We start from the raw sequence: 24,261 nt of genomic DNA, 5'->3' as shown, positions 1-24,261 counted from the left end.
CTTTATTGCGCCCAAATTTGCGCTCAATAAAGAAAAAGGTTCACTTCTCTGCTAACCTAACTAATTAGGTATCAGAAAATCATATATTGATTTTCGTCTAATTTACGCACAATTACGCAGAGTTTTTGATAAAGTGGTGACATCGAAGAACGTCCATATTTAGTTGTTCATCGGCTAAGTTAATGAAGCCTACAGTATTCGATTGTGATAAATCAACTTTCCCAAAACAGTTAAACAAGGTTCATTTGTTGCTTTGCACTGCCTCAGTGTCTTTATTTTGGGTGGTAGCATTCAGTGATACTTGTTTAGCTCAAGTAAATCCATCTAACGATTTTCAACTGGGTTTAAGGGGACTCTTACCACTCCCTCAATCTTCTTCTATACCTAGTAATCAATCTCAGCCCAGGTTGCAACCACCTCCAGCATCAGCGCGTGCGACTTCCCCTAGAACGGTGTTCAAATCACAGCAAACTCCAATAGAGCAGATCAACCAATTGGAGAATGCTTTTATCCAGCAGCAAGGTTCTGAAAAAACCCCAAAAGCAAAACCTCGTTCTACTGCACTTACACCAGGTAAACAAAGACAAACAAATTTACCAGTGTTAGCGGCAGGTGAGGATAATAATTTCAATAACTCGCGCTCCAACTCACCGCTCCCATTACCAGATGCTCAAAATACCCAAGAATTCACGGCACCAGGGGCACCGACTTTCAATCAGGGACAAAATCCCCAAATCGCCCCACTACCACCACTTCCAGGCACTCCAAGTCCACAAGTTGCACCTGATGCCACACCAACTTTTAACCAACTACTCAGTCCGCAAACTCAAGGTACAACGGGAGCAACTTTCAGTCAGGGACAAAATCCCCAAATCGCCCCACTACCGCCACTTCCAGGCACTCCAAGTCCACAAGTTGCACCTGATGCCACATCAAATTTTAACCAACAACTCACTCCCCAAACTCAAAGTACAACGGGAGCAACTTTCAACCCAATACTCAACTCTCAAGCAGTTCCACCATTAGTACCTCCGACAACTCCCAGGCAAGAAATTCCTCCAAGTTTGCTTGCTCCGACACTACAAACTACACCACGATCGCTTAATGAGCGAGCAAATAATCGACCAAGCCCCCTGCTCAATAGTACGGCTTTAAGAGAACCGTCTTTATACCTAGAAGGTGTCTATGTAACTCAAGGAGGGGATAGCTCGGCACGGGCAAGAGTTTCGGGAATTTATCCACTGACACCGCAAGCTTTGTTTGGCGCAACCTTGGATTTAACAAGTCAAAACAATACATTTGATGACTCTCGGTCAGAGGGTTTGAGTGTGAATGAGTTGTATTTTGCAACTTCCCTAGGAGGATTGCCAAATCTGCGTTTTGTAGTCGGTCAGTTAGATTTAACATCTTATTTTGACCGCAACAGCTTTGCTAAAGATGGAGCAAGCCAATTTTTTAATCCGGTGTTTCAAACCAATCCGGCACTATCGGCTACAGGAATTGCTTCGCGTACTGGTTTGTTAGTTAACTGGAGTGTCAACGATTATATTGAAGCCAAAGGGGCAGTATTTTCATCGTCAGACAGACTGAGCGATTTTTCTTTAGATGGATTTGCCGGAGAAATCGGCATCCGTTACGGTAATGCAATTATTCGGGGTACTTATGCAACCGATCGCGATGCAGGGATTCGCGATACCTTCCCCGAAAGTTTTAGTCTTGCCAGAAATAGCGATCGCACAATTTTTGGCATCCAAGAAGGCGATCGCGAAGAAGCATATGGTATAAACGCTGAAGTCTTTATTCCCAACATCAAATTAGGTGTTTTTGGGCGCTATGGCAAATACGAAAATAGAGATTTGGGTAGAGGGGCAGATACTTATGTTTTCGGTGCTAGTTTACTGGATTTGTTTACTAGAGACGATCGCCTCGGTTTAGCTTATGGACGTGGGCTATCCAACGATAGCTTGCGACGAGGAGATGCCTTAGATGTATTGGAGGCATACTATGATTTTAAATTTCTACCCAATCTGCGGTTAGGTTTCACAGTTCAGGGACGAGACAATTTCGAGGAAACTGTTTTCGGTATCAGAGTAAAAACTTATTTTGATGTGACTCCCAGAGGGACTGCTCGATGAGTAAACATAAACACGGTAAAGGGACTCTTTACTGGGGACTAGGGACTGGGACGAAAATAAAATACGGATTTCTTCAAATCACTCTATATTTCTTACCCTTTACCCTTTACCCTTTACCCTTTACCCCAATAATCCCTATTGCTCCAGCGCAAGCGCAGAAAGCACCTGCGGCAGTTGGACGTGGTTATGCGTTGTTAAAAAAAGGATGGGTAAATGATGCGATCGCAGCCTTTCAACAAGCCCTAAAGCAAGAACCGCAATCATTGCAAGCAAGATTAGGATTAGCGATCGCCTATAACCGCGCTGGGAAAATTACTGATGCTTGGAATAGCTATCAACAAGTACTCGCACAAGATCCCAACAATCAAGGAGCGCTGAAAATTGTCGGTATCATGGCGACTTATCGCCCAGAATGGAATGTTAAAGGGATTCAAGCTTTAACAACTTTATTAAACCGAAATCCCAATGATTTCGATGCTCTTACTTACCGCGCTTTACTGTATGCTTATCAACAACGATTAACCGAGTCTATTGCCGACTATAAAATTGTCCTGGCAAACAACCCCTCATCAGAGGCAGTAATTGGTGCAGCTCAAGCTTATAGTTACAGCGAAAATTTTCCTCAAGCGTTGGAGTTGTTTAACCGCTACCGTTCATCCGGAAAAAGTATTAGCGGATATGCAGCAGTAGCTTACGGTCGCACCTTGCGAGAAACTGGTAATCCTGCTGGTGCAGTAAAGGTTTTAGAAGCACAGTTGCAGCGGTCAAAAAAGCTAGATGGATTAGCGATCGAAACTCGTAAAGAGTTAGCTGTAGCATATATTGCCAATGAACAGACAACTCAAGCATTGGCAATATTAGAGCCTTTGCAAGGTAGATCAGATGCGCTTTTGCCTTTAGGGCGATCGCTCAATGAAATTCGCAAGCGAACCAACAACCCTACCCTGACACAGCAAGTTATCAATCTCTACCGTCAAACACTGGCAAACAATCCCAACCCTTCCCCCGCATTACTGCGAGAAGTCGCTGATGTTTTTGCTGGCTTCCCGGAAGGACGGCAAACCGCATTGCAACTTTATCGACAAGTAGCTGTGCAGTATCCCAACGATAAAAGCCTAGTAGTTCGGCAGATAGCTTTAGAAAATCAGCTAGGAATTCTCGCCAAAAACGACCTCAAACAGCGTTTGGCTGAAGCATTACAACCTCTACCCGCAGACCGCGTACAACTGCAACAGCTAGCTAACGCCTTGGTAAATATTGATGCTCCCGACTCAGACTTTTTACCGATATACCAAAATATATTGCAGTCGGGAGTAAGCACACCCTTTTTGAATTTCCGAGTGGCGCAAATGTACGTGCAGCGCAATGACCTAAATAATGCAAGGCAAGCTTTAGCAGCTTACACCGCCACTTCCGAAGGTACTAAAAACCTCGCACCGCAGTTGTTAGCCGCAGAAATCGAGCGGCGGGAAGGCAGCTTAGATGCGAGTGCCAAACGTTACCAAGCTGTGCTGACTAGCAAACCAGACAACGATATTACTGATGCTGCTTTGCGCGGACTAGGGGGAGTGCGACTCCAACAAAAGCGTTTTGATGAGGCTTTGGCAGTTTATGACCAACTAATAACTCGGAATCCTCAAGATGTGACAACTCAGCTTGGGCGTACTAGTGTTGCTTATCAGGCTCGTAGGATTTCTCAAGGGGAGGCAGAAGCAGTTCTCGACAATTGGTTAGCAACACAAAGAGCAACCAACACTCCTCCAGAATTATACAGTTTGGTGGGAGTGTTACCGGCACAGGCGCGGCGTGAAGCTCTTTACAATTATCTGGCAGAAGTTGACCCCAATTATTTACCGGTGCAACTGCGTTTAGTACAAGTTCTTGCCGATCGCAATCCTACGCTTGCCCAAGCGCGAGTCAAGCAGTTAATTGCCAAGCTTCCTAACACTCCTAATTCTTACTTGATACAGGGAGAGTTAGCCCGAACTATAGGCGATTACAAGCAAGCAAGCACTGCTTACGAGAATATTTTGGCGCAGCAACCAGATAACATTGATGCCTTGTCAGCTTTGGGAGGAATTCGCTTTCAACAAGGGCGTTATGATTCCGCACAACAAATTTTTAATCAGGTGCTAGCACAAAAGCCCGACGACATACAGTCACGTCGCGCTCTTGCTGATTTAAATGCGATATTCGATCAACCTTTGACCGCGCTTGCAGAGTTAGAACAACTGCAAATCCAACAAGGTACCCAAGGAAGCACAGATGCTGATGTATCTCGGCGAATGCAGGAAATTCAAGAAGACTTTCTGCAACGGCGTGGTTTTCAACCCCCGTGGGAAGATCCTCAACGTCGAGGCAGATAGCGAGAGAGGGGGATGGGGAGAGGGGGGATGGGGAGATGAGGGAGATGAGGGAGCAAATTCTTTTTTGTCTCCTTGTCCCCCTTGTCCCCCTTGTCCCCTTGTCCCCTTGTCTCCCTGTCCCCTTGTCCCCCTGTCCCCCTCTTTTTCATTGGTATGAGTTTCTCCCGTATCGTGGCAGTTATTGTCAGCACATTCACTTTATATGGGTGTGTAAGTAGTTACTCAATAGTAGTTAACTCTAAAACACCAGATAGTAGGACTCAGACGGCAAAGACCTCAACGGTAGATAGTAGCAAAGATATGTCAGTATTTTTAGCAGCTCTACCTAAATCCACCCCTAACCGGGACTTATTAGCGCAAAGCTGGGACAGTTACCGGAAAAGATTTATTCAAGGGGATGGACGGGTGATTGACTATGAAGCGAGCGATCGCTCAACTAGTGAAGGTCAAGCATACGCCATGTTACGAGCAGTACTCATCGATGATCCTGCAACTTTTGCTTTAACCTTAAACTGGTCGCAAAATAACCTCCAACGCCAAAATGCAGGTAAAGCCACCGACAGTTTATGGGTTTGGAAGTGGGGACGCAAAGATGATGGTAGTTGGGGTAGCATCGACAACAACTTTGCCAGTGATGGTGATATTGATGCGATTACCGCATTGATTTTTGCCTCACGGCGTTGGAATCGTCCTGAATACCTGCAACTGGCAAAAATCAAACTCAAAGATTTGTGGAACCTTTCCACGGCTCCAGGTATGGTGGGCAAGCGCTATTTGCTACCCGGTCCTGTTGGGGCATTTGTCCCCAATGAATCAACCCTTTACCTTAATCCCTCTTATCTGACTCCCTATGCTTTCCGCATATTTGCCCAAATTGACCGCGAACATGACTGGTTGAGTTTGGTAGATACCAGCTACCAAGTGCTGGAATCTTCCACACGACTTTCTGCGGTGGGATTACCTAGTGACTGGGTAGCTCTAGACACTAAAACAGGTAAATTCCAAACCTTGCCATTATCTAGCCCGCTTCAAACCTTGTATAGCTTTGATGCTTATCGAGTTTGGTGGCGGGTGGCACTTGATGCGGCTTGGTTTAATTCGCCACAAGCACGGCGGTATCTACTGACATCCACGGTTCATCTACAAAAGCTGTGGCGGACACAATCACGTTTGCCGGCACGCATAGACTTGCAAGGGAAAGCATTAGTAAATTATGAAGCGACATCCCAATACGCGATGTTTTATGCTGCCATGCGGTTAGTCGAACCGAAACTAGCTCAAGACTTGCTAGTGAAAAAATTGATACCTCAATACAAAGATGGAGTTTGGGGCGATCGCACAGCTTATTATACTCAGAACTTGGCTTGGTTAGGATTGCTGTCTCCTGATTCTGTTCCCAAGCATCTTTTAAAGGCAAAATAGCGTTTTTGTTTTTGGTTGTAGAGACGCGAAATTTCGCGTCTCTACAAAAAAATAAAATAAAGCGCTTTCGAGTTATAAAAATAACAAATTTCCAAGTGGTATTTCTAACAAGAAATACTCAGACTAATTCAACCTACACACTGAAACAACCCAGAATAATCATACTGTCTTATGAAGCAGTTGTTTAACCTTTCCCAAATCAGTAAAAAAGCAATTTGTGTTACTTCTTGCTTTTTGGTGTTGCCTTGTTCATTAACATTAAGCGCCAAACCTAAGAACGAAAGTAACTTAAAACAAATTGTCTTAGCACAGGCAATTACACCTGAAGTTGACAACACAAACAATCTCGAAATCGCCCAAAATACGCAAAAGCCAAGACCTACAGATGACACAGAAACTGATGATGACAAGAAGCTGAAACCCTACAGCCTAGAATTTAATCGCAGTCCAATAGTAGGCAACCGCTTGCGCTTGCGAGGAGTTTATTCTGAATCTCGCCTTGCCTTTACCCGTCCTCGTGGCTGGAACCTGAATAAAGGTAAGGTACAAGCCTTAATTCGCTTTCAGCACTCGCCATCACTGTATGCAAATCGCTCTAATTTGACAGTGTTAGTCAATGGCACCAGTATTGGTAGCGTACCGCTGAACAAAAAACAGTCTCAGCTCGGTCAAGTCTTGATGAATATAAACCCAAAATTACTTCAAGACTATAACGAATTGACTGTGGCAGCGTTGCAGAGTAACACCCAAGGATGTACCGATCCTAATAGCCCTGACTTGTGGACGGAAATTCTGCCAGATTCTAAATTAATCTTCAACTACCAACAGGAGCCGATTCCCCTTAACTTTGACCGCTATCCTTATCCTTTATTTGACAAACTCGGCTTAGAGACTAACCAAATTGTCTACTTGCAACCAAGCCTTGTGAGTCAATCTTGGTTGAGTGCAGCCGCTCGCTTGCAAGCCGCATTGGGTAGACTAGCAGACTTTCGCCCAATTCAGACCAGGATGTCAGCTAATGTGGCGGATCTCAAGCTTGAGGAGCGATTAATCATCATTGGTACTCCTAGCGAACAACCAGTTTTGGCTTCCTTAAATTTGCCCGTGAAGGTGGTCGGCAATCAAGTTCTCGATCGCAATAACTCCCCGATAGCAAGTGACACAGGGGTGTTAATTTTAGCGATGAGTAAGAAAGATGGTGGTGCGCCAGTTTTAATCGCCACTGGCAATGGAGCCAAAGGAGTCGCCAAAGCAGTACAGTTTTTGGCACAGCCAGACTTGCGAAAAATGGGCACCGGTCAGGTAGTTTTAGTTTCTCAAGTCAAGGAAGTAGAAACCCCAGGCGATCGCGAATGGCCCCGTTATTTGCCGTCTGCAAATTCCTTTAAACTGAGCGACTTGAAAACCCCGGTAACAAGTGAGGGTTTTAATGATCTGACTGTCCGTGGTGCAAATGCGCCGGCAATTGAAATTGATTTGCGCGCTTTGCCTGACGAACGTTTTGTGCGTGGCAGTTCGATGAATTTAGTTTACAGCTATGGTCCGCAGATTAATCCACGAACCTCTGCTTTACAAGTATTCCTCGATGACAACTTCATCGGTGGGGCACGTCTTGAGTCAGATCGGGGAGAAACTCGCAAAACCCTGAAAGTAGATTTGCCGCCAAACTTAGTTCAGCCCAACTCTAAACTTCAGGTGTTTTTCCGGATGACTGCCAGGGAACCCTTTGATAGAGAAAAATGCATTCATCCACCAGATCAACAACTTACAGGCACTGTACATTCTGATACTAGCTTTGATTTAAAACGAGAAAATTCTGTACAATTACCAGATTTAAATTTGCTGCGATTTGGTTATCCGTTTGCAGCACCTCAAGATTTGTCTAAAACGGCAATTGTCGTCCCAACAAATCCCTCTAATACAGATATCTTGACTATGCTGGCGTTTAGCGAACGCTTAGGACGCTTGAGTCAAGCTAATTCTGTCAAATTAGATGTTTACACGCCGGATACATTACCCAAATCAGTCCGCGATAATCATAATTTGGTGGCAATTGGGACACGGGACAAGCTTCCTTTTCAGCCAGAGTTTAATAAATCTAGTGGCTTTAATTTGGCTCAGGCGTTTTCGCGAGCATCTGCTCAAGGTACGATTCAAACCCCCCAAGACGCACAAGGCATGATTAAACAAATCTTGTCTCCGTGGAATGGCGATCGCGTAATTTTGGGTTTGACCGCTCAGACACAAGTCGGCTTGGAACGTGTACGTCAAGTCCTCAATCAAGATCCGTGGTTCTCCCAATTGAAAAAGGATACGGTGCTAATTAGTAGCGATAAAAAAGACCCGCGTCCCTACGATCCAGATGCCTATGAATTGGAGTTTTTCCAAAGTGCCCCTGCGAATCGTCGTGTAGAAAATACAAATTTTCTCAGTAAGGCATCCCGCTTGATAGAAGATAACTGGCTGTTGTTACCTGTAGGTATCGTTGGGGTATCGCTTCTACTTTATGGCATTGTTCAGTTGTATCTCAAGCGGACGGCTGATGCTGAAAGAAGATAATCGGGGGACTGGGGACTGGGGACTGGGGACTGGGTAAGAAATATAGAGTTATTTGAATAAATCCGTATTTTGTTTCCATACCTTTCCCCTTTCCCCTTTGCCCTTTACCCCTCTTAAAAACCCCTTTACCCCTCTTAAAAACCCCTTTACCCCTCTTTTTCATTTATGTCTTCGTCCTCATTTAGACCACCTCGCTCACCAGGCGATCGCCCACGTCCTAAAATCACCACTTTCTTAGTTGACTCCATACCGGGATTTTTTGAACGTGTTTTAGCTCCTATTGGCATAAAAGGGTTGAAGTGGGTAGTTTTGCTGCTCTTGTTGCTCTCACTGCCACTAATTATTACTCCACTCGCAATTTGGCAGCAGGGGGTAGTAGCTGTGTTTTTATTACTACTCGGTCAGTTCATCGTCCGGGTAGAAGAGCAAGAAACTTCTGCCGAAATCAGCCAGTATTATCATTTATTCATGGTGTGGCTGAGTTTAGTAACAACACTGCGTTATTTATATTACCGCACAAGCTACACCCTCAATTTTGATGGTTGGATTAACAGTATCGCTTGCTTACTGTTGTATTTCGCAGAACTTTATGCGATCCTAACTTTGGTATTGGCATACGTTCAAACTCTCAAAATTAAAGAACGCCAGCCAATTAGTCTTGCTGCCCTTCCTGAAGAAGAATGGTTTCAAGTTGATATTTACATTCCCACCTTCAACGAAGACGTTGAAATTGTCCGTAAGACCGCATTAGCATCTATAAATTGCGATTACGCTCCTGGGAAAAAAAAGGTTTATGTTCTTGATGATGGTCGCCCAGAAAGATACAAACAAAGCGATCCCCGTCATGAAAGTTTGCGCGGAAGACGCGAGCAAATCCGCCAAATGTGCGAAGAACTCGGCTGCATACACATGACGCGGGACAATAACGACCACGCTAAAGCTGGAAATATCAACACCGCTTTTGGCAAAACTGACGGCGATTTAGTCATGATTTTGGATTGCGATCACATTCCATCGCGCCAGTTTCTTGTGCATACCGTAGGCTTTTTCTTCGATCCGAAAGTATCGTTTGTCCAAACTCCGCACTGGTTCTATAACCCTGACCCCTTCGAGCGTAATTTGCTCACAGGCGGTAAAATTCCGGTGGGTAATGAACTATTCTACAAGGTGCTGCAAAAGGGCAATGATTTTTGGAATGCTGCATTTTTTTGCGGTTCTGCTGCTGTGATCCGCAAAAAACACGCTTTAGAAGTTGGGGGAATTGCTGTAGAAACGGTTACTGAAGATTGTCACACTGCACTGCGGTTGCATTCGCGGGGTTACAAGTCGGTATATTACGACAAAATTATGGTGGCGGGTTTAGCACCAGATACATTTTCTTCCTATGTCGGTCAACAAGTGCGCTGGGCTAGGGGAATGGCGCAAATTTTGCGACTGGAAAATCCGTTATTTAACCTCAACTTAAAATTAACGATTCCCCAGCGGATTTGTTATTTTAGTGCGACATCCCACTTTTTGTATGGATATCCGCGATTAGTATATGCGATCGCTCCCACTCTGTTTTTATTATTTGGCATTAACTCTGTCCGGGGTTTAGGTTATGAAACTCTGGCTTATGCTATACCACATATTCTCCTCTCGCTTTTTACTAACCACATCATCTACAAATATGTCCGCTTTTCTTTCTGGAACGAAATTTTTGAATTTGCAATGGCTTTCCAGACTGGATGGGTAACGATGTTGGCGCTACTTAACCCTAAACTCGGTTCGTTTAACGTTACCGACAAAGGATCAAATATTAGCAAACGTACCTTTGATTGGCGATCGACGCGCAGTCTGTTTATAGTCACTGCATTTGTTGTCTCTTCTTTGCTTGCAGTTCCTTATTGGTTGTTGCTACGTCCAGAGGATTCTCAAGCTGTATTCGTGAATACTTTGTGGTCTGGCTTTAACTTAATTTTGCTATCAGCAGCTTTATTAGTTGGTCTTGAACAACCGCAAGTCCGTACAGCACACCGCTTAAACCGACACCTAAGGGTGGAGATTTATAGTAACGGCTTAACCATCAGGGGTGAAACGGTGAATATCTCAGAAACTGGGGCATTGATTTCTTTGGAATCTTGGCCCAATTTACCAGATGAAGTCCAAGTTGAAGTGATGGGAGATTTTGTTGCTCGCGCTAACCTGACAGGACGAGTTATTGGTTTGACTCCAGTTAATGATACAAAAACGCTTTTGGCAATTGATTTTATCGATCCCAATCGCGCCCAGCTAGATGCTTTAACTATAGTTTTGTATTCTGACGTGCGAGAATGGTATTCTCAAAAGCGCCAGGATATAGACCAGCCAGTCGCTTCCCTTGGCTTCCTCGCTACCAGTTTGACTCGCTCTTTGCGTGACCTCCAACCATCTAGACGCAGGAAGGTACGCAAGCAGGTACGCGAAGAAGGTCAACTTTACTGGGATGGTCAGTTATTTGAAGGAGTCGCAACGGAACTAGGGGTTACAGGTTTACGGCTAGAATTACAAAGCAAAAAAGCCTTATTTTCTAACAAAATCCTTGGACAACAAGACTTGCACACCATGCGGACTCTCAAGCCGCTTGTTGGTTTACTCTTGAGTCACGAACAGGGAAACCAAAGCAAACTTGTTGCCGAAATTTCCTCAGTAGAAGAACAGGCAAATGGCAAGATTGGTATTGAGTTGAATTTTCCAGAGAAATTGAAGCCGCGACAAGACAGCAAAATTAAACAACTTTTGCAAGTCATGTAGAATCTCGATTCTCATAGGCATTGAGCCGAGATATGTGTTTCTTTCTACAAGATGGTCTCTTAACAGGTCGCGCCAGGATTCTCCGACGGGGAGCGCAGCAAGTCGGTGAGGAATGGCGCTCGCCTTACTGGGGACTGGGGACTGGGGACTAGGAATAGTTTTCTTTAAAACAAGGGGGTCCCAATCCCCTTCCAAGTAAGGAAAGTGTCCCCAGTCCCTAATCCCCAGTCCCTTTTTCAATGCCAAAGAGGTTTTTCAGATTTTCTATTTACAAAATCAAAATAATGCTCTACTAAAAGTATGTGGGTGTTAGACAAGAGGAAGCAAATACACATTTACGGATTCAGGAGACCGACTTTTGAACAAGCTGCAACGATTAACCCTTAACGGATTCAAGTCTATTAAAACGATGGATCTTGAGTTGCGTCCCTTAAATATCTTGATTGGAGCAAACGGAGCAGGCAAAAGCAATCTCATCTCGTTCTTCAAGATGCTTAATGAGATGATGGCGGGACGCTTCCAACAATATATCGGTATGTCGGGGCGTGCTCAGTCTCTCTTGCACTTTGGACCCAAGATAACTCCTCAGATCGAAGCAAAATTGGAGTTTGAAGTCGAAAACGGGGTAGATATTTATAATCTGCGATTATTCCATGCCGCTGTTGATACGCTGATCTTCGCCGATGAAACATTGAGCTTTCTGGAAACGGGTAGGACATCCCCAAGGGTTGACCAGTTGGGTGCAGGGCATCAGGAAACAAAAATTAGTGAAGCAGTACAGGAAGGTAAACAAACAGCCAGGACGCTCAAGTACTTGCTCGATCGTTGCCGTGTATATCACTTTCACGATACATCTTCTACGGCGGCAGTGCGGCAATCCTGTTACATTGGCGATACCCGATGGCTCATGCCTGATGCCGGAAATTTAGCTGCATTACTTCTGAAATTCCGCAAAGACAGTATTTCAGCTTATCAACGTATCGTCGGAACAATCCGTTTGATTGCACCATTTTTCGATGACTTTGTTCTTGAGCCAGATGCATCTAATCGTGTCATTCTGAACTGGCAAGAAAAGGAGTCAGATAGTGTATTTGGACCCCATCAATTTTCAGATGGAACTTTACGCGCTATATGTCTTGTAACACTGCTTTTACAGCCAGAGGATGAACTACCAGAACTCATCGTTGTTGATGAGCCAGAATTAGGTCTTCACCCCTATGCTCTAAATGTTGTGGCTGCCTTGTTTAGCAAGGCTTCGCTCCATACGCAAATCCTCATCAGCACCCAATCTAGTTCTTTTTTGGATAATTTTGATCCTGAAGATGTGATTGCGGTAAAGCGAGAGGGTAAGGAGTCGCAATTTAAGCGGCTAAATCCCTTAGAATTGGAACCTTGGCTCGATGAGTACAGCTTGGGAGAAGTTTGGGAGAAAAATATCGCCGGGGGAGGACCACATTAATGATGCGCCTCTACCTATTTGCTGAAGGACAAACTGAGCAGACATTCGCCGATAACATCCTAAAACTATATCTTGCTCAATATAGTGTTTTTATGGACAAGATTATGCTGATTGCCCATGCCAGAAAAAAAGGTTATGTGCATCGCGGTGGCGGTCGAAAGTACGAGCCTATGAAGGATGACATTCTGCGCCTTCTCAAGCAGGAGAAAGGCTCTAAGGTGTTCTTTACTACGATGATTGATTTGTATGCTATTGCTCCTGATTTTCCGGGATTGGCTGAAGCTGAGAGTCTGCGCCAAAATCCTGTAGAACGGGTCGAATTTCTAGAGCAACGCTTTGCAGAAGATATCAACGATTACCGATTCATCCCGTACATTCAGTTACATGAATATGAGGCATATCTTTTTGCTGATCCAACGTGCTTTGAATATCTTGATGCTCGTCGCACAAAGGAGATTGAGGATCTCAGGGCGATCGCTAATCAATATGAAACACCTGAGTTGATCAACGACGGACAGGATACAGCTCCCAGTAAACGCATCATCGCTCAGTTTCCTGATTATGGAAGAGCAAAGTCTGCTTTTGGACCACAGTTGGCTGAACGGATTGGACTGCAAGTAATTCGGAGCCGATGTCCTCACTTCAACGCATGGCTGTCACGGCTCGAATCGTTAAATAATCACCGCGACAACTCAGACGGAACCATCTGAGTTGAATTGTGAATACGGGGCAAAACCTTGTGTCTTGAATAGCACTAAATACACATCACCAAATAGTGTAATTTATTACTAAATGTTGAAATTTTCGCAGCGTCAACTCATATTTTGACAATCAAGAGTATTGTCCATTCTCTGACGCGCGATCGCCTGTCTGTCAGAATGCCTTGAAGCGCAAATCCTCCACACTACCAAGAGCGCAAGTCATGTTCAGATGTATTTGTCCTTGTCTGCCCCCCCCGCGCTTTGTGCCAGTTGCGTAAGTCCTGAGTATTTTACGTTTAATTTCATCTACTTATTTAGTGGCTGACAGAAGTCACATAATCCAATACGCTATTTTAAAGAAGCGAAAAGTGGGTGCGTCACGGTTTCCGTGCGCCCAACTTTTAAAGAAGCGATCGCCATTAGCGCTAATATATATCTCTAAGAAAAATGCCTTTTAAAATTGTCCAAAACTTTGATAGCAGTTTCACTCTAGAACCACAAGCGAAAGAAAGCCTTTTCAACTTGTTGACTAATGATACTTTTCTCAACCAAGTTTGTCAACAACTCAACTGTGAAAAAGTCGAGTTTACAGAATTACTTTTTCAACCAGTTCCTTATAGCTTCACTACTCCCAAAGGAATGCCAGCCGAATTTGAAAAATATCATGATAATAGCGACTACATAATTATTAACGTCCCGCCAAACTTCATGTTTAATGCCAAAATATTCAAACCCAGTCGTCTTTGTGCAATTTACATGAAAAAATGTAATAGGGAATAGAATTTTGTAGAGACGTAGCACTGCTACGTCTTTACTAGTGACCACCTCACAATTAGCAATTTTTAATTTTCATTTATGACAACCCAAACAAATATTTCATCTTTAGCAACTCTCGAATATATTGCTTACATTGACGATAACGGTCAATTACCTGAACAATTTCAGACTAAGATAGGAGTCTATGCAATTTTTGATCGAGAAAAAGTGCTGCAATTTGTTGGCTATTCTCGCGATGTATATCTCAGTCTAAAACAGCATTTAGTACGTCAACCTCAAAATTGCTATTGGGTAAAAGTCCAAACCATTGAGCGACCTAGCCGCGCCATTTTAGAAAACATTGAAAATGCGTGGATTGCGGAAAATAACAGTGTTCCTTGGGGAAATGCCGAACAAAAAGAAAAATGGACGCAGCCTATTGATGCTAAAGCGGTAATGACACCTGAAGAACAGGCAAGTTATGAAAATCCATTAATAGATGAGATGGCGCAAGTTAAAATTATGAAAAATGTGGCGCGACGAGTAGAAGCTGAAATTTTAGAAGTGTTGCAAGCGCGTGGATTGCAACTTCAAATTCGCTTTAATCCTAAGTTAAAAGAAGAAGGATTACTCGATTTGAAGTGAATAAATATTAGACATCGACCAAAATTAATGATGTGTTACCTGATACCAAGAGACGTAGCAATGCTACGTCTCTACATTAATTTCAACCAACGCAAGAGACGTTCCACTCTTTACGTCTTTAAATTGTAAGTTATTTACCGGACATTATATGAGTTGCCTAAGTCTTAATTAATTTGTGACGACGACAAATAACTTATGATTCGACAGTAAAAATTAATACTAAATATTATTTTTATAAATTTCTACCTTTAGATAGATGCGGAAAGATTTAGTTATCATTGATATTTAATTGAGACAGATGACTTCTGATTTATCAAAATCTGCCGATAAAAACATGGTAAATCTAATTAGTCTACTGCATCACCAGGGATAACTTATCAAGTCCAGCTAATCACTTCATATACAGTTTGCAGTGGTAATTATTGGTTACTTCTAATTCATTGGTTTTGCCAAAACCGGAAAAGTTAAAGCCTAAATTCCACTTCTGGTTTAAGTTCATGCGATCGCGTTTTGTGGAAAATGGATAAAGTCAAGATTAGAAGATGCGAGCAAAAGTATTATTTTGTCATTCTGTATTGCCTCGCAGAACCTGAAGGTACGTAACAAAGCGGAGTTTAGAGTTTCACTACACCCCTAAACACGCAAGTTAATCAGCTCGCAATACGGTTCGGATAAGAAAATTCGATAAACCAAAAACCTTGTAGAGACGCGATATATCGCGTCTCTACATACCCTAAATCACCACGAAAAATCCTTACCCGAACCGTATTGAATCAGCTCGTTGCGAAACTTTTGCTGTGCGTATTTTCTCCTGTTGTAGCGACTGGAAAACTTGAAGGACAATGCCTTCGGGAACGCTCCACTCAGAATGACATTTGGGTATTAGTTTTGACTTTTAAAGCAGCACAATTGTGGATGCATTTGGGCAAAATTTTGATTTTTGATTTAGTAATCAATTCTATGTCAATAAATTCTTTTCAAGACAATGAAAGTAAGTTTTTAACACCTCTTCAGCACAAGGATTTATTAAAGAATTTGCAAGGTAATTTGCAACCAGAATACCGTCGGCGTCTAGAAATTATGTTGCTGGCAGATATGGGGAAATCGCAAACCGAAATCTGTCAAATTTTAGGTTGCTCTCAGGAAATGGCACGTTATTGGATTGCTATTACCAAAGCAGGTTTAGTGGAGCAATGGCAGCAACGATCAATAGGCAGACCGAAAATTGTAAATGAACAATATATCCAAAGATTAAAAGAATTGCTGAGTCATAGCCCACGAAAGTATGGCTATGCATTTAGTAGTTGGACATCTCAATGGTTGAGCAAACATTTGGCAACTGAATTTGGAATTGAAATTAGCGATCGCCACATTAATCGATTACTCAAAGAAATGGGTTTAGCTACACAAAAAAAACGCTTCTCAAAACAAGCAGTAACTCAAGATATAAAGGCAACTGGCGTTAGAATCTGTGATTTACAACCTCACAGTGAGCCGAGTTTATATCAGTCATTTAACCTAATTAAAATTAATAACTAAACTTGGGATAAAGGAGAGGGAATGTCATCAATATTGTCCCAAGAACAACTAGGTGAACTAGTAACCACCATTTTGGGTGAGAAGCTTTCAAATAAAGAATTACAGAATTGTTGGGCAAAAATTGAAATTGTTGAACCACCAGTAGCAAAATTGTTTTGGCAATCAAAAGATGCCAAAGCGGGAATTTATTTAGTTATTAGGGGTAAAGTTAGATTACTAGATAGTTCTGGCAACTTAATTTCCACCCTAGCAGCAGGGTCATCATTTGGTGAAATCACTTTATTTGCAGAAGAAGACTTTAATTGTTATGCTGCGAGGGCTTCATCTAACTTAAAACTCTGTTATCTTAATACAGATGTATTGCAGATTTTGATGGATAAATACCCCAAAATCCGCGATCGCTTATTGAAGCGTGCAGAATCTTGGGATTTGCAGATGGGGAATGGGGAAGACAATCATCAATCTTCAATTCCCAACGTCATCCCCTTTCCCACAAACGCAACCCCGAAAAAGAAGCAACGACGCGCTTATTTCCCAACTCCTCAAGTCAAAGCAGGACATATATGGGCACAGCTAACTAAACGCTATCCCTTCTTTGAACAACAAAGCGCTTCAGATTGTGGTGTCGCTTGCCTAGTTATGATTGGTCGGTATTGGGGTAAGCGCTTTAGCATCAACAGATTGCGGGATTTAGCCAACGTCAATCGCATCGGGGTTTCTCTGCGAGGATTAGCCACTGCGGCTGAAAGTATTGGTTTTGCTAGCCGTCCAGTTAAAGCCAGCCTGGATAAATTAGCACAGCAACCCCTACCTGCGATCGCACATTGGGAAGGGAATCATTACATCGTCGTCTATGAAATTACCAAAAAACAGGTGATTGTCGGCGATCCGGCGATCGGTCAACGTACCCTCACTCATCATCAATTTCAAGCTGGATGGACTGGTTATGCTTTATTATCGCAACCTACCGCCATTCTCAAAGAAAGTGAACAAGCAATTACACCATTTTGGCAGTTATTTGAATTAATCAAACCACATTGGCAAGTATTACTAGAAGTCTTCATCGCTTCGGTATTTATCCAGTTGTTTGGCTTGATTATGCCTCTATTCACTCAATTACTTTTAGATAGAGTAATTGTTCAGGGTAGTACTTTAACTTTAAACGCGGTTGGGTTTGGTTTGTTGATTTTTGGCTTATTCCGCGTCGCTCTTAACGGACTGCGACAATATCTACTAGATCACACAGCAAACCGAATCGGAGTAGCGCTGATGGTAGGTTTTATTAAACATACCTTCCTTCTACCCCTAGCCTTTTTTGAGTCGCGTTATGTCGGTGATATTATTTCTCGCGTTCAAGAAAATCAAAAAATTCAGCGCTTTCTCACAGGTGAAGCACTATCAATAATTCTGGATTTATTGACAGTATTTATTTATGTGGGATTGATGTTTTGGTATAGCTGGCAAATGGCAATGCTAGCCTTGACAATTGTACCGCCATTCTTTATTTTGGCATTGGTTGCTACACCATTCTTTCGCCGGGTTAGTCGTGAAGTTTTTAATGCTTTAGCTAAGGAGAATAGTTATTTAATTCAATCACTTTCAGGCATTCGCTCAATTCGTTCGATGGCAATTGAGCAGACAGTGCGCTGGCGTTGGGAAGAATTACTAAATAATTTGACTAAAAAAATGTTTGGTGGACAGGTAATTGGCAACCAAATGCAAATTTATAGTTCGATTATTGAATCTGTAGCAACTACAGCATTACTGTGGTATGGAGCATGGTTAGTAATTCAAAATCAACTAACAATTGGACAATTAGTTGCTTTTAATATGTTGTTAGGTAACATTATTGATCCTTTCAAACGGCTTACACTACTGTGGAATCAAGTACAAGAAGTAATTATTTCCACCGAACGGATTAATGATGTTCTTTTATCAGAACCAGAAGAAGACTTACAGCATCAACCACGTCAATCTTTAGCGAGAGTTAACGGTCATATTCGCTTTGAAAATCTAACCTTTCGCTATCATCCAGATAGTGATATTAACGTCCTAGAAAACCTGAATTTTGAAATTCACCCAGAGCAAACGGTAGCACTTGTAGGACGTAGTGGTTCGGGAAAAACTACCCTTGCCAAAATGATTTTAGGTTTATATACTCCAACAGATGGCAAAATTTTGATTGATGGTCATGATGTAACCAGTCTTTCTTTGCGATCGCTTCGTTCTCAAATTGGTGTTGTCGATCAAGATACTTTCTTATTTGGTGGCACAATTCGAGAAAACATTAGCATTGCTTTCCCAGAAGCTGCCTTAGAAGAGATTATCGAGGTAGCACGTTTAGCTGGTGCAGATGAATTTATTCGACAATTACCAATGGGTTATGAAACCCAAATTGGCGAAGGTGGGGGGATGCTTTCTGGTGGACAACGGCAACGTCTCGCAATTGCCCGTGCAATGCTTGGTAATCCTCGCTTATTGATTTTCGACGAAGCTACTAGTCACCTCGATGCAGAATCAGAGCGCATCATTCAAAACAATTTCAAAACAATTCTCGAAGGACGTACCAGCTTAATTATTGCCCATCGACTCTCTACAATCCGCAATGCTGACTTAATTTTGGTGTTAGATCGCGGTTTATTAATAGAAAGCGGTACTCATGAAGAATTAATTTCTAAAAAAGGTCATTACTACTACCTGAATCAACAACAACTCGCTCAAGCAAGTTGATTTGGGAGTTTTCACTCATAACTCTTCATTGATATAGCGATTCCCACATTCATGAGGTACAGAATATTGAATTAACCGCTTCGGAAGATAGATAAACGCTGATGGACGCAGATAAATTTGTACCTCAGCAGACTAGGAAACGCTATAATTCAATACCGTTCAGTTCAGCCCGAAATCCTCGTAAAGACGTAGCATTGCTACGTCTCTACATACCATTTTTTACGACCAATTCCTTAATTGAACAGGACTTACGCACGGACTACGTATTTCTGTCATTGCGACGCAAGGAAGCAATCTCAAAGTCTTGTTTTATCGTAACGAGTGCGTAAGTCCTATTGAACTGTATTGATTTATAATTTACAACTTATCACTTAACTATGCTTAATTTAACCCTAATTTATGATAAGCAAACAATCAACAACAGAAGTAACTAATCCAGTTGAAGAAAATCATGCTGTAGCAGCAAATTCTCACAATTGGTATTACGGAACAGAAGAACTACTAGATGCATTACCAAGACGTTGGACACGTTCTTTACTGTATTTTCTGGTAATTTTTAGTGCTATAGTTTTACCTTGGACGATGCTGTCGCAAGTCGATGAAACAGGAAACGCTAGAGGTCGTATTGAACCATTAGGAGAAACCCAAAGATTAGACACTCCAGTTGGTGGCAATATTATTGCTGTCAAGGTGAAAGAAGGTCAAACCGTTAAAGCTGGGCAGTTACTAGTAGAAATAGAGTCGAATGTACTACGAACCGATTTACAACAAGCACAGGCAAAGCTAGACGGACTAATAAATCGATTAGCACAACTAGAACTAGTTAAAAACCAATTAAAGTTAGCAATTACTGTTCAAGAACAACAAAACCAATCCCAAGAATTAGAAAAAGTTTCCCAAGTTAATCAGGCACAGCAAAATCTAGATGCGAAACAGAGTACTTATAACTTACAAAAATTAGAAAAATTGGCTTTAGTTGATCAAGCCAAACAAAATATGAGTTCTACTCAGACTGCCTATAAGTTAGCTAAAATCCGTTGGAATAGAGATTTAACAGAAACTAAGCGCTATCGTCTACTTTGGCAAAAAGGTGCTGTTCCTCAAATCAAAGTTGTGGAACTAGAAAAAATGGCAGAAGAAAGTCAAAGATTAAACGAAGAAACACAATCTGATATCAAACAGGCAAAGCTACGCTTTCAAGAAGAAGAAAACCGCTATCAATCAATTATACGTCAAGCCCAAGCAGATATTGAACAAGCAAAACTAAGATTGCAAGAACAGAAAAGTAGTTATAAAAGTGTAGTTCATGCTGGTGAAATATCTGTGTTAAAAAATCAGGAACAATTGAAAGATATGCAAACACAAATTACCAGCTTGCAATCAGAAATTGCTCAAACTAAAAGCCAGATAGCTGCTATAAAACTACAATTAACGCAACGATTAATGAAATCACCCATTGATGGGGTAATTTTCAACTTACCCATCAAAAAGCCTGGTGTAGTTGTCCAAATTGGTCAGACGATCGCTCAAATTGCTCCCAAGGGAATTCCATTTGTTCTTAAAGCCAATATTCCAAGTCAAGAAAGTGCCTTTTTGAAGGTAGGAATGGCAGCGAAAGTTAAGTTTGATGCTTATCCATTTCAAGATTATGGAGTAGTTACAGGGAAGGTGATTAGAATGTCACCAGACTCCAAAATACTGGAAACACCTCAAGGAAAAATAGAAGTTTTTGAGATGGAAATAGCTTTGAAACAATCTGCTAACAAACCAATTCCCTTAACTCCTGGTCAAACAGCAACGGCAGAAGTGATTGTTCGTCAGAGACGTGTGATTGATTTCATTTTAGATCCGTTTAAAAAGCTGCAAAAAGCTGGTTTAGACCTTTAGTAAATAGTCGATGTGTGAGGATTATAAACATGTTAAAAGTAATAAATGTGTCTCAAAAAGAGATAATTGACCAACTTAAACTCTCTTGCCAAATTCCTAGTTTATTGGAAGCGATCGCTACCCGGAAAATTCTGGCTGATGCTGCCAAAGAAGCAGGTATCAAAGTAGAATTAGAAGAACTTCAACAAGCGGCTGATGCTTTACGAGCAGCCAACAGACTCATCAAAGCTGAAGATACTTGGACATGGCTGCAAAAACATTATCTTTCTGTGGAAGATTTTGAGCAATTAGCAGAAATTAACTTGATATCTGTCAAGTTAGCGCAACATTTATTTGCAGACAAAATCGAGCCTACTTTTTATGAAAATCAACCAAATTATCTAGCAGTAGTCACCTATGAAGTTGTCTTAGAAGATGAAGATTTAGCTTGGGAACTGTTTTATGCAGTCACTGAAGGTGAAATCACTTTCCAAGATGTTACTCGTCAACATATTCAAAATCTAGAACTTCGTCGTGCTGGTGGATATCGTGGAATCAAACATCGTCACGAATTTAAACCAGATATTGCTGCTGCCGTCTTTGTTGCTCATCCTCCTGAGTTACTTAAACCGATTGTAATTTCACAAAAAGTTCATCTCATTTGGGTTGAGGAAATCATTCAACCAAAATTAGACCAGCAGTTGCGATTAAAGATTATGGGTGAGTTATTTTCTGATTGGTTAAAGCAACAAATCGCGCAAGTCGAAATTATTCCCCATTTTGAATCAGATTCCTATTCTCAACCAGTCCAGGAATTGCTGAAGATAGCTTCATAAATTTTTGATTTTATATATAGCTTAGATCCCCGACTTCTTTAAGAAGTCGGGGATCTGGGCAGAATTATCAATTACGAATTATTTGAATCCTGTATGGTGTCTTACGGTGCTTGTAATGCAGAATTTTTAGTCATAAATTACTTGATACACCCTAACTCATATCTTGCACCTACCGAATAAACCCGTAAAAAACAAATAAAGAGTACAAAAGGGTGATTTCCAACGATTTATTGCAGATTGGGTTAATAACTGCATATGTTACTATCACTTGCACCTATATATATAAATTTGACTATATAAAATGTTTATTTTTATTATCTATCTAAAGAGGTAAATCTTACTGTTTTTACTCTTTGGACGTAGATTTTGATAATCTGTTATGCAAGAATAATTTCTATTACTACATGAAGGTCATAGATATGTCATATCTAATGAAGCCAGTAATTTTAGTTTCTTCTCTATTTGCTGCTCAGATAGTGTTTGCACCAGCTTTTGCTGCTCCCAGAGGAAGCTACACTCAGACTTGCATAGGTATTCAAGAATCAAGATATCCGAATGGCAGCGGCGGATATACCGATAGGTTGTCCGCACAATGTCGAGATCGACAGGGTAGAGTAGTAAATGCATACTTAGACAACTATCGTGCTTGTCAACCAAATACAATTACTAATGATAATGGGAGGCTAATCTGTCGGTATCGGTAGTGATGTATGATACTTGGTGGTACAAAGGAAACGAATAGAATAATATTCTTAACAATCTCCGTTTAATACTTCAACCATTTGTACTATCGCCTCTACTTTGCCTGATTGGGGACAAGCCGCCGACATTGCATTCCAAACTCTATTTCCACACCTGGTTGTGTTGCTTCTTTTACAGAATATTGAGCGCCTGAAAGAACTAGCACTTAGTCAAGGAATTGACATTCAAATTTTCAGGTGCAAGATATGAGCTAACGCACCGCTATACAGAATGATGCGTTACGGCTAAAGCCGTAACGCACACTACGAGGGACACTGTATTTAAATTTTGCCCTTAAAGAAAAAAATACCATTTTTTTGTATAAATTTTATCAGAAATTATATGATGTAATTATAATTTTTCTGATAAAAAATTTATAAAATGGTATAAGTATTATTAAGATTGCTATTTAATTATTTCGCTAAATAGCTAATCAAGAAATCTACTACTTTATCAGATGTTTTGAGGAATGCTGTTGCGAATTTTTCATAGCTGCTTAGTATTCCAACTAAAAGTCCAAATGCAGCCTGTTTATCAAAACCACCGTTAACAAATGCAGCTTCAGTTTCAGCTACTTCATTGATGAAGGAATTAGAATCGATCGCCAAGTCGGAAATTGTGATTCTAGACATGATTGTTCTACCTGGTATAAGTAATTTTTCTGTGAATTAAGCTTTCGTTTGCTTAACTCTTGAATCTATCTTCGGCGATATCAAATCTAAATTCAATAGTTAAAAAGAGCAGATAAAACATAACTAAAGGAGTTTTGTCTCCTAATTTATAAGAGAAAAAAATATCAACCATCTAGGGAATCTGTTTATTTATAATCCATAGCGCTTTTGTAGAGAAAAATTACTTGAAGACATAATTCCAGGAGTTTTGTCTTTAAAACTTGGTTGTGGTGAAAAAACAGCAATAATAGTTTGTTGGTTCAAAACGTAAGTCCGTTGGTTCACAACGCAAGTCCGTTGGTTCACAGTAACCGTTCAGGGGGGTAACGAGAGAATAAGAGTTACAGGCGATTTAATTGGTTGATCTAGCTACGTCGTGGGCTCCTCAAATTTAGTAACAATTGTTGGGGTTGTCAGGCGATCGTCAATTAGGGAGACCAAAATCTGGTAATGTGAAATTTATGGAACAAAAGCACCTATCCTACATCGAGCAGATACCCCGTGTTGATTGGGAAAAAACTCCAGCCAGCGTCCAAAAACTGGTAGAGGGGATGGGGCAGCAAATCGAAAGCTTAGAAAAACAATTAGCAGAAGTCCTGACAATCCAGCAACAGCTATTAGAGAAAGCTAATCGTACATCTCAAAATTCATCATCACCTCCTAGTGCAGACCCGCCAGGATTTGGGAAAAAGCAGGAGAAAAAGAAAAGTAACAAAAAACGGGGAGGGCAACCAGGTCATGAAGGTAAAAATCGTGACTTATACCCACCAGAAGAATGCACAGAGGTGGTTGAGCATCATCCAACAATATGCTCTGGTTGTGGAGAAAGCCTAACTGGAGTTGATGAGAATCCATACAGACACCAGATAGTTGAGATTCCGCCCATTGAACCCATAGTTATAGAACATCGCTTACACCAATTGACTTGTTCTCAATGTGGAACACAGACTCGTGCAATATTGCCAGAACATAAACAAGACTGGATACGGCGTCAGAGTTGTTGCAACCGTTGTCTTTGTTGAGTGCGGTATACCACAACAGTCACCGTATGGTACAAAGCGCC

16 protein-coding genes are annotated in these 24,261 nt (G+C 41.6%); 15 read left to right on the top strand and 1 reads right to left on the bottom strand.

What is annotated here, in order from left to right:
- Positions 1–182 precede the first annotated feature (182 nt).
- From TOL9009_RS0109865 to TOL9009_RS45420, 14 genes are all read left to right on the top strand, one after another.
- On the top strand, positions 183–2,135 hold the full coding sequence (locus TOL9009_RS0109865) for a hypothetical protein (RefSeq protein WP_029632657.1): 1,953 nt from the start codon (positions 183–185) through the stop codon (positions 2,133–2,135).
- Positions 2,132–4,501, top strand: coding sequence for a tetratricopeptide repeat protein (locus TOL9009_RS0109860; protein WP_029632656.1), 2,370 nt, complete (start codon positions 2,132–2,134; stop codon positions 4,499–4,501). The genes TOL9009_RS0109865 and TOL9009_RS0109860 overlap by 4 nt, the downstream gene beginning before the upstream one ends.
- A 153-nt stretch (positions 4,502–4,654) precedes the next feature.
- Positions 4,655–5,923, top strand: coding sequence for a glycosyl hydrolase family 8 (locus TOL9009_RS0109850; RefSeq protein WP_029632655.1), 1,269 nt, complete (start codon positions 4,655–4,657; stop codon positions 5,921–5,923).
- Between the two features lie 171 nt (positions 5,924–6,094).
- Positions 6,095–8,482 carry a cellulose biosynthesis cyclic di-GMP-binding regulatory protein BcsB gene (locus tag TOL9009_RS0109845; RefSeq protein ID WP_029632654.1) on the top strand — a complete coding sequence of 796 codons (2,388 nt, stop codon included), beginning with the start codon at positions 6,095–6,097 and terminating at the stop codon, positions 8,480–8,482.
- Positions 8,483–8,647: 165 nt separating this feature from the next.
- A complete protein-coding gene (gene bcsA, locus TOL9009_RS0109835) occupies positions 8,648–11,254 on the top strand; it encodes a UDP-forming cellulose synthase catalytic subunit (protein ID WP_029632652.1) in 2,607 nt (868 codons plus the stop codon).
- A gap of 358 nt (positions 11,255–11,612) precedes the next feature.
- The gene (locus tag TOL9009_RS0109830) at positions 11,613–12,713 is read left to right on the top strand and encodes an AAA family ATPase (protein ID WP_029632651.1); all 1,101 of its coding nucleotides are present in this window, start codon (positions 11,613–11,615) and stop codon (positions 12,711–12,713) included.
- Positions 12,713–13,423, top strand: a complete 711-nt coding sequence (locus tag TOL9009_RS0109825; protein ID WP_029632650.1) for a DUF4276 family protein — start codon at positions 12,713–12,715, stop codon at positions 13,421–13,423. Before TOL9009_RS0109830 ends, TOL9009_RS0109825 begins: the two co-directional genes overlap by 1 nt.
- A gap of 438 nt (positions 13,424–13,861) precedes the next feature.
- Positions 13,862–14,194, top strand: coding sequence for a hypothetical protein (locus tag TOL9009_RS0109820; RefSeq protein WP_029632649.1), 333 nt, complete (start codon positions 13,862–13,864; stop codon positions 14,192–14,194).
- Positions 14,195–14,269: 75 nt separating this feature from the next.
- Entirely contained in the window at positions 14,270–14,815 is a 546-nt protein-coding gene (locus tag TOL9009_RS0109815; RefSeq protein ID WP_029632648.1) for a GIY-YIG nuclease family protein, read from the top strand.
- Between the two features lie 960 nt (positions 14,816–15,775).
- Positions 15,776–16,354, top strand: coding sequence for a helix-turn-helix domain-containing protein (locus TOL9009_RS0109810; RefSeq protein WP_029632647.1), 579 nt, complete (start codon positions 15,776–15,778; stop codon positions 16,352–16,354).
- 21 nt (positions 16,355–16,375) lie between these two features.
- Positions 16,376–19,084, top strand: a complete 2,709-nt coding sequence (locus TOL9009_RS0109805; protein ID WP_029632646.1) for a peptidase domain-containing ABC transporter — start codon at positions 16,376–16,378, stop codon at positions 19,082–19,084.
- Between the two features lie 399 nt (positions 19,085–19,483).
- Complete coding sequence (locus tag TOL9009_RS0109800; RefSeq protein ID WP_029632645.1) at positions 19,484–20,971, top strand: HlyD family efflux transporter periplasmic adaptor subunit; 1,488 nt, start codon at positions 19,484–19,486, stop codon at positions 20,969–20,971.
- Positions 20,972–21,000: 29 nt separating this feature from the next.
- Positions 21,001–21,786 carry a peptidylprolyl isomerase gene (locus TOL9009_RS0109795; RefSeq protein WP_029632644.1) on the top strand — a complete coding sequence of 262 codons (786 nt, stop codon included), beginning with the start codon at positions 21,001–21,003 and terminating at the stop codon, positions 21,784–21,786.
- A 419-nt stretch (positions 21,787–22,205) separates the two neighbouring features.
- A complete protein-coding gene (locus TOL9009_RS45420) occupies positions 22,206–22,490 on the top strand; it encodes a hypothetical protein (protein WP_144238196.1) in 285 nt (94 codons plus the stop codon).
- Positions 22,491–22,940: 450 nt separating this feature from the next.
- Here the strand turns inward: TOL9009_RS45420 and TOL9009_RS0109790 are convergent, their stop codons facing one another.
- Positions 22,941–23,159 carry a hypothetical protein gene (locus TOL9009_RS0109790; RefSeq protein ID WP_029632643.1) on the bottom strand — a complete coding sequence of 73 codons (219 nt, stop codon included), beginning with the start codon at positions 23,157–23,159 and terminating at the stop codon, positions 22,941–22,943.
- Positions 23,160–23,659: 500 nt separating this feature from the next.
- On the opposite strand from TOL9009_RS0109790, the gene TOL9009_RS0109785 reads away from it, so the two are divergent.
- Positions 23,660–24,220: an IS66 family transposase zinc-finger binding domain-containing protein gene (locus TOL9009_RS0109785; protein ID WP_029632642.1), complete on the top strand. Its 561-nt coding sequence runs from the start codon at positions 23,660–23,662 to the stop codon at positions 24,218–24,220.
- Positions 24,221–24,261 lie beyond the last annotated feature (41 nt).

Origin of the sequence: [Scytonema hofmanni] UTEX 2349 (assembly GCF_000582685.1) — a bacterium.
GTDB classification, from domain to species: domain Bacteria; phylum Cyanobacteriota; class Cyanobacteriia; order Cyanobacteriales; family Nostocaceae; genus Hassallia; species Hassallia hofmanni.
Note: the sequence above shows the minus strand (reverse complement) of the source record. Positions and strands in the feature narration are given on the sequence as shown.